Raw genomic sequence first — 14,989 nt, forward strand, 5'->3', positions numbered from 1 at the left:
TATTCCTGATTTTAAGCGTTATTGTATTGGGTCTATGTTAGTAGTTCTAGAGAAGCTCTTTGTAGATCTCGCCCCTTGCCAAGAGAATAATCTGACTGCGAGATATCGCAAATATCCTGGCTATTTTTGTTTTCGATATACCCTCACTTAAAAGATAGCGAATCTCCCGCACTTGTTCGGGTTTGAGTTTGCGGTTAGGACATATCTTACCTGGAACGAAAGGAAAGCGGTTTTTCTCTATGGCATCGCGAGAGTTATCTGCGGGAGTTCCTTCCCACAAATGGTCAGGATTGACACAACCGCGATCGTCGCAACTGTGGCACGCAAAATAACCGGGTTTGACAGACCTTCCCAGTTTGTGTTCCAGTACCAGTCTGTGGGGATAGAAACTTTGATTTTTCCCGTTAATCTTGATAGTTTTCACCGAGTAACCATCACTTCTTTTAGCCAAGGTACAAATCATGCAGCCGTTCGGCTGTATTTGGGCCCGAATACCGGGAATTATTTCTATGCCTCGCAGTTGTTTTTGAGGTGTCGGCGCCGATGTACTTCCGACATCTTTAATACGTCCTTTTTTAAACCTATCTTGAGAATTTTCCAGCCGAGAACCTTCCCACAAATGGTTAGGGTTAATGCAGTTGCGGACATCGCAAGTGTGGCAAGCAAAGTATTCAGGTCTAATCTGCCGACCTAATGAATGTTCTAATACTAAACGGTGGACTGTTAAACTTTTCCATTCGCCGTTAATCCGAAGTCTTTTGGTGGCATAACCCCTGCTATTTTTGGCTAGGCTAGAGATAATACAGCCCGTCGGCTGAACTTCACCAAAGATGCCCGGTATTACCTCTACTATGTTATCGTCCATCTGTGCAACTCCTACTTTATTTAGGTGTTGAATTAGCAGCCCCGCAGGGGTTTCAAGACTGCGAGGTTGCTTTTTGTCTGCCATCATTGCCCGACTAACGTGCTTGTAAATCAGCCCGCAAAAAAAGCATTAGACAATTGACTATTGTCTTTCTGCTGTTTCTACTCGGAATCTTTCCACCGATGTCAAAAGGTCGCGAGCAACGCCCACCAAGTTTTGCAAAGCACCCGAAACTCGCTGCGCTTCTTGGGAGGTTTCCTGAGCAGTTAATTCCACTGCTTGCATCACCGAGGCCACGGCGCGAGCGGTTTCGTTTTGCTCTACAGTGTCGGCAGTAATCGATCGCACTAACACGTCAATTCGGTTAGTTACTTGAATGATATCTTCAAGCGATCGCTTCGCCTGTTCTGCCAATCTTGTCCCCTCAATAACCTGCTGCGTCCCTTCTTCCATCGCCGTCATTACCGCGCCGGTTTCGCTTTGAATTTGCATCACGATCTGTTCGATTTCTTTCAAAGACTTAGCCGATCGGTCTGCCAATTGTCGCACCTCGTCTGCCACGATCGCAAAACCCCTGCCCGCTTCCCCAGCTCTCGCCGCCTCAATACTGGCGTTGAGGGCCAACAAATTCGTCCGGGAGGCGATCGTCGCAATTAAAGCCACAATCTTAGAAATTTCTTGAGAAGCTTCCGCCAGCCTCTTGACTTTTCTCGTGGTTTCTGCTACTGTTTCTCGAATTTCCAAAATCCCGGCCACCGTCCGCTCCACAGCCTCGCCCCCTTTCAGAGCCGTTGCCGCCGCGCCCCGGGCCACTTCTTCTGCCTCTCTAGCGCTCTCTGCGACCCGCTGAATCGCATCGGTGAGGACTTGCACCGAATTCAGCGTTGCCGCCAGTTCCTCAGCTTGCCGCAGTGCGTCGGAAGACAAATCGCCAGCAAACTTAGCACTATCCGTAGCGCCTTTGCTGACCTCCCGAGCCGCCTGCTTCACCTGATGGACGATTTCGCGCAGATTTTGAATTGTCAAGTTAAACGAGTCAGCAACAGCACCCAAAACGTCTGCGGTCACTTCCGCAGTCACCGTCAAGTCGCCCCGGGCCGCTCCTTCCACGTCGTCTAGCAAGCGAATCACTTGGCGCTGCAAGTCTTCTTTTGCCTGTTCCTGCTCGTCAGACTTGCGCCTGGTATCGCTAATCGTGGTTTGGATGACCTTCGCCATGTGGTTGAATTTAGCAGCCATTTTGCCAAATTCATCTTCCGAGTAAACCGTAGCCCGAGCGTCCAAAGCTCCTTGAGATACGGCATCGAACTGAGCTTGCAAATTGTCCGACGACTGGCGTACCTGCTTGGCGATCAACTGGCCGATGCCCCAAGAAGTTAAAAAGCTGGTAATGCCTGCGGCTGCGGTCATTACCCAGCCTGTTTGGCGCAGGTAAACGATCGCCTCCGGTTTGTCTTGCCGCAGAGCTTGATAGGAAGCAATGTTGGTGACGAAAGCCACAGCTACCAAAGAAACCAGTCCTGCCCCGATTGCCGTATACAACTGTTTTGTAAACAAAGGGGCATTTTCCAAGAAAGCCAGTCCCCCCTGTTCTACCGTGACCGAAGTATCGAGCGCTTCTGTTTCGGTGGGAGAAAAATTCGGCACCGACGCATCAGCCGGGCCGTTTATGCTAAATATCTCGTCATCCCGAATTGCTGAGCCATCGCTGTTGTCAAAGTCCAGGCTACTGCCTGTTGTTCCCATCATGCCGCTGGTCGAGTTGCCGAAATTGGTGTTACCTCTAGTCAAGATCGAACTCGTGGCATCTTCTGAGATATCAAAGTCCGGCAAATTCCCCAAATCGTCAAATTCGTCAAATTCGTCTAAAAAGTCGCTGTGTACTTGAGCGTTCCCAGTTTTTGATGACCAGGCGCTGTTGTTCTTGTCCGACGCTCCGAAAGCTGTCGCTTGTTCGTTTTCGTCGAAAGAGAAAGAATCGCTAAAAGCGTCGTCTTCAAAAGCATCTAACTCGAAGTTGTCTCTAGAGCCAAATGCCGGGGGTTCCGAGTCGCTGTAACCGTTGCTGTTGGCGGAAGCTGGATCGACTGAATTAAATTGTCCCCGGCTCGACCTTTGACTTTGAGAGTTAGGGACTGCACCTCCCATCAACAGCGTTTCGTCTTCCGCCAGCGAATAGTTTGACGAGTAGTTCGACCCGTTATTCGGCTGTTTATTTTGAGGTCGAGAAGACCCGAAACCCGGCGAGGGCATCGCCTCGGCAAAGGGGTCTTCCTCTTCGGCCCCAGGTGCATTATGACTGTGATTTTGGCCACTCTGGGGCGGGGATTGGTAGTCGTAGTCTGAGTTATCGTCGAATTCGTCTGGCAAATCGAGCGCAGCAAAAGGTTCGCCAAAATTGTCCGAGGGCCCGATGGGGGAGTCTAGTTGGTTCGAGTCGAAGGAATTCCCGGTTTCTGAAGAGGCAAAACTTTGACCGTTGAGCATCTGAGTCGGAGCTTCTGAAAACGAATCTCCTGAGTAAGGTGCGCTTTTCCCAGACACTTTGCTGCTAGACACGTCAGCCGCCTCAAACCCTCCATCATCTAAGGCAAAAGGGTCTCCAAAGTCCGAGTCGGCAAACTCGTCTATGTCGTCTAGGGAGTCGGAGGTCTCAGCATAAGCTGCCATTCCGCCGCTGTCGCCACCAAACGGGTTAGAATGTGAGGCTAAATCTGGGACTAAGCCTGGGTGATCGTCGTCTTCTGCTTCCCACGCCAAGCCACTCATCCCCAAGTCTGCCAAGTCCTCGTTTTCCATGTCGTCTGGGGATTGACTTCTATAGGAAAGGGATGGGGAATTTCCTTGAAAAAGTCCCAAATCCGGGTCTTCTAAGCCTTCATCAAGAGATAAGTCGGGGTAGAATTCTAATTCAGTTTCAGCAGACAAAGCCTCGAAATTTTCTGTTTGCAGTTCTCCAGATAAAAATTGGTCTGTGTAGGTAATTCCGTTGTGAGCGTGTTCCACCAAACTCGGGTCGTCACTCAGGCCTAGCACAACCGTGTACTGTTCCCGCGCCACCTCATACTGTTGCAGTCCGTAGCAGTAAATGTGTCCGCACAGCAGGCGAGCGCTGGGGTCTTCGGGAAAATCTTCTACTAATTGATAAACTAGGGCTGCGGCTTCTGAATAATTGCCATCCATGTAGGCCGCTTCTGCCCGTTGGTAGTCCTGCTGAAAGTTGGTACTTGTTGCCATTTGCCGCCCTCTTTGGATTTTAGATTTTAGATTTGAGATTTTTGATTTTTATCTTGAATTGAATGTTTAGATGCGCGCCTCAAGTCGTGTGACTGTTGATGGTTAGACCCCAATCGAAAATCGCAAATCGCAAATCTAAAATCGATTTCACGCTGCCCACCGCGCCGAGCGCAGAATTTTCACTTGATCTAGCAGTCGGAGCACTTTCTGAGCTTGTGCACCTAACATCCATTCTCCCCTCAGAAATGGAATCATGCCGTCTGGTGCATTGTTCTGAGAGTGCAGTTGCTCTACGTCGAGCCAGTCCATCCCCACAATTCGATCGACTGCCAGCCCCAAAATCGTGTCTTGGTCTTCCACAGCCACGATCGGGATTTCGGGTCTATCTGTGTTCAGAGGTGTTTGGTCTCCCAGAAATTGGCCGAGGTCTGCCACCCAAATCACTCGTCCTCTCATATTTAGCGTACCTAAAAGCAAAGAGGAAACGTTGGGGATCGGTGTCATGCGGTCTGGGGAAGGGGATAGTACCTCTCTAATCCCTGTCGCTGGCAGTGCGAACTCGTTCCCCGAAGGAACGTAGAACCGCAGGTGCAGCTCGCCTTCGGGAGTTTCTAGTTCTTGGAATTCCGGAGCCGGATCTACACCTAGTCCTGGTAATATAAAGTCTGGGCTACCGCTAATCATAATTCTGACACCTGCATTTCTAGCAAATTGTTGAGGTTTCCCGCCAAGAAGAACCCGATCAAAACTTCGATGGTCGAAACTTGACACAGCCAAGCTTGACACAGCCAAGGGGTGAATGGCGCGACTGCCGGAGGCCCTTGGTAATAAATTTTCTCCGTCAATAATTGACTGCCATCAATAAATTCGCGCGACCAATGCTTACAAGTTAGCTCCAATCGACTACGAACAATTAATTTGAAACCCCTAAAACTTTACTTTGTACTCCCACCGCCGTCTCAATTGGTAAAACTCTAGGTAATTTCTGCGATGAATGCTAAACCGATACTCGGATTAGCGAGAGTGGTTGACATGGCTGGTGTCGCGACAATCAGGAACGGAGTCACTTAAGACTGAGAATTGGACTCTCTGACTTTGTGTACAGAAATACCTAGCAATAAGTAGCTCTGTGCATCAGTTTTTCGGATCGGCTGCAAGTGGAGAACAAGTATATTATATTTGCACTTTGAGCGTGTTAGACCCACTTGGGCCTAGAAATTGAACAGAGTTTTACCGACGCCCTTATGCCAGCGCGCGGATTAATACATTCTAGTTTATGGTGCGATCGCCAATAGTACCCCCAGCTTTCTCTTTGTGGCAGCCGAGACTTGATCTAACCGCAGGTACAAAAAAGCTCCCATCATGGCATGGGTGGGAAATTTATTTTTCTTCTAATTGGTCTTCTAGCGAGCGGTCTAATAATCTTTCCGAGAGATTGAGCCGAGGGTAGCCCGGGCCCACATATTTTTCTACCAGCATCAATAACTCGCTTTCACCAAAAGGTTTGGTGTAAAAGTCTGTAGCTCCGGCCATGCGGGCTTTAACGCGGTCGATAAATCCGTCGATGCCCGTCAGCATCACGATCGGCGTCTGCCGGAAAGCGCTAGAACTACGCAGCATAGCGCAAATTTCGTAGCCGTCGAGTTCCGGCATGGCGATGTCACACAGAATTAAATCGGGTTTGAGTGGAAACACCAAACTCAGGGCTTGGAGGGGATTGCCGATCGTAGTAGCTTCGTAACCGTGTTCATTTAAAATTGACTCGACTGTTTTGCGAATAGTATTGTCGTCGTCAATACAGACAACTCTAGGAACCTTGGTTTCTGGGGACGACCATTCTTTTTTGTTGTTGGTGGGGGCAACAGAGGGCTCGTAAAATACTTGCACCAATCCCTGCTGCACAAATGGGTAAATCGCCTTAGCGACAGTGAGCACGTCTCGGTTGAGGTAGCGCGCCATTTGGCGGATCGAAGTGTGCCCGTCTGCCCAGCGTCTGAGAGTATTAAAGGTATTGACAGGCAGTGCGACTCGCAGCTCGGAGGGGTCTGAAATCACCGGGCATTGGTTGGGCGACTGAATGTGAGGGTGAAACTGCTTCCACTGCTGCACCTGTTTGACAATCTTGGCCAGCAGCGAGCTAATTTCTAAGCTGGTCAGTTGAGGAGCCAAAGCTGGGCCCATTTCAAAAGTGAAGGAACCCTGGTGGAGACTCAGCAAGTCAAATAGGGTTTCGTGGATCATGCTCTGGATGATGTTGCGCCCTTGAGCTGGGGTGAGGATGTGATTTTCTAGCAGAGCCCATAGGTAGCCGTATTCTGGGGCATTGGTAGATGCCATATAGGGAACTTGGATTTTGTCGAGGGCGGTATCTGCTTTGTAGCGGCGCAGGTAGTCGCGCAAGCGAAACAAACTGCCCGCACTCTGGGTAGCGTAAATAATCTGACCGTTGAAGCAGAAGACATACCAGGATTGTCCTGCAAGGGAGCGCGGGGTAGGTTGAGTACCCGTGCTGCTGCCGGTGGAGGTGTAGGCCTCTACGAACAGTTCTCCGGTTCGCTGACCTAACTCAATTAATTGCAGGATGCTGCGGATGTCTATTTCACTCAAATTTCCCTGCATGCAGCTAAAATGTCCTCCTTAAAACCGTTGGCGTCTGAGCTCGGAAAGACTGTGTGCTGGCGAAAAGATTGACTTTAATTTCCGTCAATCATTTACGCGCTGATGCCGATCTCACAATTGGGAATTGACGAAAGGGCGATACTTGCTGCCGCTCCTCGGCCGCGCTACCAGTCCACAAGCTGAAACCGCGAAACTCGCGGCATTCTCTAAGTGTAGAGTTTCACATTGTATTCCCACGGCGTTGCCTAAACTCGTAGAATCCACATCGCACGATTGCACGGGCTTTTCGAGTGTGCAACACTGGCATTCCCGACTGGTTCAAGTCTTAGATAGCCAAAGTTTTGAAGTTTTTGGCTGAGTATGCCATCAGTTTATCCAGCACATCTTGGCGTAGGTCAACTTCAAAATACCGAGGATTCTCTGGTTTTACCGCTGCTACCAGCAGCAAGTGCCGATCAAGCCCCGATGGGAACTTGAGGCTAGTCTGTTGGGTTGGATGAGTTGCGATCGAGGTTTTTTTTGGGTTTGCCACAGCCCTAAAATCAGGTGCAGTCAAAATGAACCTTTGTTGGCAATTGTCAGGAAAACCCTCAGTGCCGATCGACCTTTTTGCTCGCCCGTGGCGAGCGTCATAGGCTCGCGTCATTACCTTATTCTAAGGCAGCGCGGTTCAAATCCCTAGTCCGCCGGAGCAACGCGCACGCTTGGGGGCTGCAACGGCTTTTCTCACGATCAACCCATAACTAAAGCGTTGTAAAATCAATACAAACTTTTGGATCGAAGCGCCAGAGGCAAGCCCGGGGCTAACGACATGGGAGTTAGACCTGGGGTTCAGTCGGTAGGGGCTTTTAAGTCTCGTGAAACAATTGTGTTGCTAAAACCAGAGTGGTATAATTGGCAGAGAGCGATTCGCCAGAGTAAGAATAACTTTCAACCCATTGAAATATCCTAGAAGGCGAGCAACCCCGGCAACGCACTAATCCGATTAATTCGGAATAGTGAAAGGGCAAATAATTCCAGCATAGGTCACGTTCAACCTTAAAAATAGGAAGGACTCAGCAAGTCTGCGCTCCGGGAGAAGTAAAGTTCTTTGAGTGAGTAGAGCCATATTTGAATGTCCCATTGTCGTCTAGAAGGTGGGCAAGAATCCCCCGGCTTTAGACATGGGGAGGTTCAAGGACTGACCTTTTTCAGGTTTGGGCTATGGCAGTCTCCGCAGTGAGAGCTAGTATTGAATCAAGCGGGATTGGTACTGCTCTCTCATTCCTCCAGACAAGTGGCGGCGGCCGTACTTTCTGGAAGTTCTCCCGTGAGAACGTGCTATGCGTGAGTGCTGAAGAAAAGTTAGAAAAAAATGCTATCCCCCGATTGGGCAAACGATACCAAAAAGTAAGACTTAAGTGGCAAAAAGTTATCCTTACTTGCCTATACTTGTTTACTTTAGGTAAGTTGACTAAAGATCACACGCAGTGCTATCTTTAGTCAAGAACCTTTGGCTTAAGGGGGATAGCCTACTTATCTTGGGATTAGCCGTCTACCCAACAGCGTAGGAAGTAAACACCACTTATCTTTTAGGCCTTTAAGTAACTTAAAGTAAGTTGGGATAGGTTTTACGAAGCAGAGGACTATTAGTGTGCTGTATCTAGCGGAAGTACAAAAACAGAGAAGCGGCTTTGGTCTCGGTGGCGGTAAGGCTGAGCTGAAACTGCTAGCTTGTCAGCGGGGCGAACATAACTGGAGCGCCGTACCAGGCGATGACGCGATCCCAGTTGAGGAAGCTAATAAGTTTAACGACGGCACGCTGGTGCTGGTTGAGTTGAGCGCTAGCAAGCAAGTGCAGCGGATTCAGGAGGCGGCCCGCCAGTTGGTGAGCATTCTGCAAAATTTCTCGCGATTGCAGGACAAGTTTAAGGATAAGGAAGAGGAAATTGAACAGTGGAAGGCTTCTCTGACGTTTTCGAGTCAGGAACTCAATCGCCGGGAAATGGAAATGCAAGCCCGCGAAGAGCAGTTGGCTCAAATGGAAGAGGAGTTGGAGCGGCTGGAAGCTCAGCGCTCGGAAATTGAAAATACTCGAGATGAAGCTAACCGACTGCGAGAAGAAGTCGATCGCAGTCGGGTAGAAATTGAGACGGCTTGGGAACAGTTGCGGGGCGAGCAGCAACGGGTGGCCCAGCAGCAGTCTGAGGTTCCGCAGGGGGCAGTGGTTGATGAGCAGCAGACTCAGAGGATTCAGGAGTTGATGCAGAAGCTGGGAGGGGCAATTGCTTCTGCCCAAGGGGTGCGGGAACAACTGAATCAGTCTTTTGATGCGGTGGGCGCTCAACAGGCAATTCTGGATCAGCACTGGCAGCAGTTGGAGCAAAAACAAAGCATAGCTCAACAGCAACAAGAAGAGGTCGATCGACAAAATCAGAGCCTCCAAAACCGCTGGCAAGAGTGGTACCAATCTCAAGATGCTTTGGCCGGGGCTCGGGCGGAGCTTAAAGGGCAGCAAAGTACGCTCAGCGCTAAGCAGGACCAGGCTCAGTCGGTGTCTTTGCAGGTGCAGGCGGTTGAGGAGCTTTACCAGCAAGTTTCCAGGCTCGCATCTGCTTCGGGTGCTGCGGGTACGGAGCACAAAGTAGATGTGTCAGCTTTGGAGAAGATGCCTGTTGAGGAGTTACAGGGGCTGGTGCAACACCTGCAACAGGATTTGGAAAAGGTGTTCCGGTTTGTTAACGATCAAGAGGAGGAGTTGACTCTGCAGCGGGAGACAATCGAGGAGCTGCAAGGGAAAATTCAAGCTGCTAGCGAGTACGATCGCATGGCTTTGGAAAATGAAATGGCAGATGAACTCGAAAGTTATCAGATGTTAAACGAAACTCTGGTGGGACAGCGCCTCCGGTTGCAGGAACGGGAAGATGTTCTAAAGCAGCATCAGGCGGTGCTGTGGCGGCGGCTGGGTACTGCTAATGCTCCAAAACAAGATCGAGGAGATATTGATTTGGGGCCGATTGTCGCACAGCTCAATACTCAGCGGCAGCAGCAAAGCCAAGAATTGCAAAGACTGGAAAACGAAATTCAGCAGGTGCGGGAAGCTATATCCCAAATTGAGGCAAATGTCAACCGCCAAAATGGGGAAAGTGAAGCGAAACGCTACGAACTCAAGCAGTTAGAGCAGAATTTGTTCAACCAGAAAGGTGCAGTGGCGCAACTCTGGGGCAGGCTGAATGTTTATCAAGAAATGTTGCAGCCGGTGCAGGACAATTTGAATGCGCTACGCCAAAAGCTCGAAGCGGTGGCAGGGGAACTTGATCGGGTACAGCAGACTGGAGAGGAGCAAGATCGGGTAGTTTCCGATTTGCGGCAAGTCCTTTCGGGTTTGATCACAGCTTAAAATTTAATATCTAAAATTATCGAAGGGTGTTCGACTCGACCGATCGCTCCTCCAGGAAATGGATCGGTTTGCGATCGGTTGGGCGCTACGATTAAGCTGGTTAGTTTCTCTACGCTTTCAAAACTAGGCGCCGAGGGCAATATTTGTTGCAGTAGTTGCCGCATTGCCCGTCGCTGCAAGGCCAGGGGTGCTTCCCGCAAAATCGGGCGATTTAACTTGACAGGAAGTTGAAAATTCACCTGCGGGCTGTCTGCAATTGGAGACATTGCTCGCTTTAGCAAGTCGCTGGCTGCAAGTTCGAGATATTCTACGTCGGCGCGGAGGAGTTCGGCTGTTTGAGCTAGCGCTTGTTGGGCTTTTGGGTTGAAATGAGTTTCCAAATAAGGCAATAATTCCGATCGAATCCGGTTGCGAGTATATTGCAAGTCTTGATTTGTGGAATCTTCCCAAATGGGTAGTTTTTGCTCTTGACAAAATTGACCTGTTTGCGATCGAGTTATTTCGAGCAAAGGACGAACTAAATAGATTTTAGATTTGAGATTTTGGATTTTCGATTGGGAATTTTCATCCTTATTTTCCAATCGAAAATCGGCAGATATTGGGGATTTGGGATTTTTGCCGGAATTCCCCAATCTAAAATCTAAAATCGGCAATCGAAAATCGAGCAGGGGCCGTGTCCAGGTGAGGGCAGAAAGCCCGTCGGCGCCACTGCCGCGAATCAGGTTGTAGAGGAGTGTTTCGGCGCGATCGCTGGCTGTGTGGCCTGTAACAATGTAGGGGTAGTTGTGGGCGATCGCAATTTCGGTTAAAGCTTGATATCGCCATTGTCGGGCCGCTGCTTCTGTTTTGGGGATGTCCGAGGCTGTTTCCAAATAGTAGGATATTTCCCAGTTTTTAGCTAATTGTTCTACATGATTGGCCGAGGCTTGCGAGTCAGAACGCCAACGATGATCGCAGTGAGCAATCCCTAGATTCCACCCCCATTTTGGCTGCAAATCTAGCAGTAATTTAATTAAACACAGAGAATCTTGTCCGCCCGATACTGCTACTAGCAATCGCTGATTTGATGGCAATATTTGTCGGTACAGCAGCGTCCTGTGCACTTGAGCGTGGAGGTGCGTCCAATTGGAAGATTCAGCCATGAGAGCCGTTTTTCATTAAGCAAGAAGAAGGAATTTAGAAAACGAGCAGTGTCAGGGATTTAACGGATGGATTTTGAGCAAAGAAGGGGAAGCATCCCCCTCTCTCAATCTCTCAGTCTTTGCCTTCCTAGCTCCACATTCCTATACTTTGGGGGTCGCGGTCGGGATACCTAGAAATAGGAAAATGATTATTTATTTCTGTTGAGTCACATTGATTTAATGGCTCATCTATATCGGTTTGAGTTGAGCTAGCTACGGCGTAGTTTTGTACGGTGTCTGATCTTTCGGCAGCGGCAGGAAGGGCTTTTTGTTCTTTGATTTCAGGTTCAAGCGGAATGAACTCCAGACGCATTCTAAGTTTTCCTTTAGTCCAGTCTTTGCCAGCACTTAATAGCTCGCAATCCAGGCCGTCTGAGAATAATTTTTCGTCTACCAATTTCGCCTGCATAATGGCCATAAATTCGCTGACTTTGAATGTACATTGATACATCAAAGCGCTGGTAGGGGCAGACACAACATCATCTTCTTGAGGAAATAGTGGCAATTCGTCCATATTAATTGTCCTTATTTTAATGAATGAAGGAAGTTCGGCAACGGATTTTGTAACGGATGCAACGGATGTAAAGACAGAGGTCCGGAAGACAGAAGTTAGAAGAAGGAAGAAGGCCCTTCGACTTCGCGATCGGGTAAAAAAAGGGAAGAAGGAAGAGGGAGTTAATTATTAGAATCTCGCTGGTTGAGTAAGGTGGGAATTGCCCACCCTACAACCGGAGATTATATTAATCCCGATTCTTTGACTTATCCTGTTCTTCTGTGGCCCCTTGGTGGATCAGGAATTAGAAAAACCAACCGTAGGAATGTAAACCTTTGCCTAACAGATTAACGCCTAGATAGCAAATCCAAACTACCACAAAACCTGTGGCTGCTAAAATTGCTGGGCGTCTTCCCTGCCAGCCACGAGTAATGCGGGCGTGCAGGTAGGCAGCAAATACCAACCAAGTAATTAGCGCCCAAGTTTCTTTTGGGTCCCAACTCCAGTATGATCCCCAAGCTTCGTTAGCCCAAACCGCACCGGCAATAATGCCAACAGTCAGTAAAGGGAATCCTAAACCGATGATGCGATAGCTAATGTTATCAAGAGTTTCTGCTAGATTCAATCGCTGGGGCGAGAGAAGTTCTGCGGTTTGAGTTGGGGCGGTTGATGAGGTTTGAACGGTGGCTAATTCGAGCACTGCGGTGGTGCCCAAACCGTTATTGTTGGAGTTGAAAGAGGGTTCGCTGAAAGCTAATGCGCTGTCGGCGCTGGTTTCTGCAATTTGAGATTCGGGGTTTTGAGGGCGTTGGAGGCGGTAGTTGCCGTTGCGGTTGCTGTTGGTGCCGAAGGAACTACCGGTAAGTTCGATTTTTTGGCCGCGGGTGACGATTAAAAAGGCGATCGCCAGTAACGCTCCTACCATTAAAGTTGAGTAACTAAGCATCATGACGCTAACGTGCATCATCAGCCAGTTTGATTTGAGGGCGGGTACTAGGGGCTCTGCAGATTGCATGGTTGCGGGCAGAGTCAGGGCTGCAAAGGCGGATATTGCCATTGCGACGGGGGAGGTGGCTACTCCTACTAAGCGGGAACGGCTCATGTTTTCCGCGACTAGGTGGATGGCGGTGATTCCCCAAACTAGGAAAAATAGGGATTCGTAGAGATTGCTTAAGGGGAAGTAGCCGGCTTCTATCCATCGAGAACCGAGTAAAGCGGCGATGGATAGGTTGGCGACGGCCATTCCTGCGGTTCCTAGGGCCCCCAAGTAGGGAATGCCGGGGAATGCTGCGCCAACCCAGTAAATGAGCATTGTGGAGAACAAAACGGCAAAGGAGATGTTGTCCAGCCAGTTCTGGAGTACAACCAGATCCATAAAAATTACTCCGGTAATGTTTTTACTTATTTTTGCTAACTAGATCGATCGTACTGGGGTTGGGCAGTTTTGGGTTTGGGATTTTAAATTTTTGTGGCAATTATGAGTGATTGGCGGTTGTTGAAATGCGAGTGGGCGATCGACTCACCAAGGATTGCCAATCATTCTAAAAGCAGACCAATAATAAGGATGAGAGAAATTCTGACTCGTCGTGTTTGCCAATTCTGGGGGTAGTGGCAGATTGCCAACAGAAGTGTGCAGCATCCCCCCTTCAATTCGTACTTCTCCCCGCAACATCGCTAATTGCGCTTGCCGCAGTGCTTCTGCTTTAATCGGAGCAGTTTTTAACTGCCCGTAAAACTCCGTCATCAACCCCAAACTGCCCTCGTCGCTGACATACCAGAGAGTCGCCATAGCCGATTTAACCCCGGCTTGCACGGCTAACCCGCCAAAGCCCAACTCGGCCTCTCGATCGCCCACAGCAGTCTTGCAAGCACTCAAAACTAACATTTCCACTTGCGGGCTGTGCCATCCCATTTGCCGCAACTGATCCAAACGCAGTTTAGTATCCCACAACTGAATAAAGGAGTGGCTGGGGTCTCCCGATCGAAATTCGGCGTGAGTAGCCAAGTGAATCATCCCAAAAGGCTGCTGCTGGCGCTGCGATTTCAAATTTGCCAGGGTGAAAGCTTCGTTCAAGAAAGACTTACCCGGCCACTGCTGCGGCGTAATTGTTGATACTTCTATTTCCACCGCAGGTAAAGGAGTCATATCTGGAAATTGCGACGCCCCCATGGCCAGAACTTGGGTATTTTTGAAATTGGCGGGGCTGGTATCTGTCAAACTCAGACTCGGCATCGAGCCAACACTGTAACGCTCTACCAGAAAGCCTTTGCCGTCGTGTAGGGCGCCCATCGGTATCGATCGCAACCCCATATCTGAGATAAAAGATAAATTCTCAATGCCTTTGGCTTGCAGTTCTGCTTCCAGCGGCGCTACCATCCACTGGTAGAGTTGCTGAGCAAAGGGCAAATAACTTTTAGTATTGCGCTTTACCGGATTAGTCAGTTCATCGCGAAATTTCCGAACAGCTTCCATTACCTGGGCGCGAGAGGTTCCAGAGATGCGCTGGCGAACGGGTACACCTTCCGGGGTTATCACCATCATTTCCAGTTCGTCAGAGGCTTGAATTTGCTGTTCTACGCGCAAGATGGAGGAACTGCTGTAAGGCCGAGCGACTGTAGAACCCCTGGGTACAAAGCTGATATAAATGAGAGCTGGTTTGATGCCTGTGGCTTGTTGGACACTGCGAAGGGTATTTTGGGCATCTTCTAGGGTGGCGATCGCAGTTGTTGATGGCAAATTTAGGTAATCGACAAACTCGCTGGTAAATCTCTCCTCTACCGGAAAAATAACAGCGCTGAGGTTGGTGGGCAACTTGGAAGCGTCAAGATTCCCAGACGCGGGAGGTAAATTGCGGTGTTGCAAGGAATTAGATATCTGGTTTTGCTGTTGCAAGCTGGGGGAAAATAAACGATTTGTGGCTGGTGGCTGGTTGGCTGCGAGCTCCGGTGTCGGTATCGGTGCGAGATTTATGGGCGCAGCAGCAGGCGCAACCACTGGATTTTGAGTAATTATCGGTGCTGGTGGCACATTTGAGACTGGCGCTGGATTTTGAGTAATTATCGGTGCTGGTGGCACATTTGGGACTGGAGCTGGATTTTGAGTAATTATCGGTGCTGGTGGCACATTTGGGACTGGCGCTGGATTTTGAGTAATTATCGGTGCTGGTGGCACATTTGAGACTGGCGCTGGATTTTGAGTAATTATCGGTGCTGGT

Annotated in this window: 11 protein-coding genes; 1 reads left to right on the plus strand and 10 read right to left on the minus strand. The window is 49.4% G+C overall.

The window, feature by feature from the left end; genetic code table 11:
* Positions 1 to 46: 46 nt before the first annotated feature.
* The 6 genes from QUA04_RS10040 to QUA04_RS10065 form a co-directional block, all read right to left on the minus strand.
* Positions 47 to 952, minus strand: coding sequence for an HNH endonuclease (locus tag QUA04_RS10040; protein ID WP_333256189.1), 906 nt, complete (start codon positions 950 to 952; stop codon positions 47 to 49).
* Positions 953 to 1,006: 54 nt separating this feature from the next.
* Positions 1,007 to 4,102: a methyl-accepting chemotaxis protein gene (locus QUA04_RS10045; RefSeq protein ID WP_333256192.1), complete on the minus strand. Its 3,096-nt coding sequence runs from the start codon at positions 4,100 to 4,102 to the stop codon at positions 1,007 to 1,009.
* A 147-nt stretch (positions 4,103 to 4,249) separates the two neighbouring features.
* Positions 4,250 to 4,783 carry a chemotaxis protein CheW gene (locus QUA04_RS10050; RefSeq protein ID WP_190661936.1) on the minus strand — a complete coding sequence of 178 codons (534 nt, stop codon included), beginning with the start codon at positions 4,781 to 4,783 and terminating at the stop codon, positions 4,250 to 4,252.
* Positions 4,783 to 4,947, minus strand: a complete 165-nt coding sequence (locus QUA04_RS10055; protein ID WP_333256195.1) for a hypothetical protein — start codon at positions 4,945 to 4,947, stop codon at positions 4,783 to 4,785. The genes QUA04_RS10050 and QUA04_RS10055 overlap by 1 nt, the downstream gene beginning before the upstream one ends.
* Before the next feature lie 535 nt (positions 4,948 to 5,482).
* On the minus strand, positions 5,483 to 6,721 hold the full coding sequence (locus tag QUA04_RS10060) for a response regulator (RefSeq protein WP_333163926.1): 1,239 nt from the start codon (positions 6,719 to 6,721) through the stop codon (positions 5,483 to 5,485).
* Between the two features lie 325 nt (positions 6,722 to 7,046).
* On the minus strand, positions 7,047 to 7,367 hold the full coding sequence (locus tag QUA04_RS10065) for a hypothetical protein (protein WP_333256198.1): 321 nt from the start codon (positions 7,365 to 7,367) through the stop codon (positions 7,047 to 7,049).
* A 987-nt stretch (positions 7,368 to 8,354) separates the two neighbouring features.
* Here QUA04_RS10065 and hmpF point away from each other — a divergent pair.
* On the plus strand, positions 8,355 to 10,100 hold the full coding sequence (hmpF, locus tag QUA04_RS10070; protein WP_333256200.1) for a pilus motility taxis protein HmpF: 1,746 nt from the start codon (positions 8,355 to 8,357) through the stop codon (positions 10,098 to 10,100).
* Here hmpF and tilS read toward each other — a convergent pair.
* The 4 genes from tilS to QUA04_RS10090 form a co-directional block, all read right to left on the minus strand.
* Positions 10,097 to 11,242: a tRNA lysidine(34) synthetase TilS gene (gene tilS / locus QUA04_RS10075; RefSeq protein WP_333256203.1), complete on the minus strand. Its 1,146-nt coding sequence runs from the start codon at positions 11,240 to 11,242 to the stop codon at positions 10,097 to 10,099. The two genes, hmpF and tilS, sit on opposite strands and share 4 nt — an antisense overlap.
* A gap of 127 nt (positions 11,243 to 11,369) precedes the next feature.
* Entirely contained in the window at positions 11,370 to 11,795 is a 426-nt protein-coding gene (locus QUA04_RS10080; protein ID WP_333256206.1) for a KGK domain-containing protein, read from the minus strand.
* Between the two features lie 283 nt (positions 11,796 to 12,078).
* Positions 12,079 to 13,149: a c-type cytochrome biogenesis protein CcsB gene (gene ccsB, locus QUA04_RS10085; protein ID WP_333256209.1), complete on the minus strand. Its 1,071-nt coding sequence runs from the start codon at positions 13,147 to 13,149 to the stop codon at positions 12,079 to 12,081.
* A 144-nt stretch (positions 13,150 to 13,293) separates the two neighbouring features.
* A partial coding sequence (locus tag QUA04_RS10090) for a CHAT domain-containing protein (protein WP_333256212.1) occupies positions 13,294 to 14,989 on the minus strand: 1,696 nt, incomplete at its 5' end.

It is taken from the genome of Microcoleus sp. S13_C5 (assembly GCF_036700845.1).
Taxonomy (GTDB): Bacteria; Cyanobacteriota; Cyanobacteriia; order Cyanobacteriales; family Microcoleaceae; genus Microcoleus.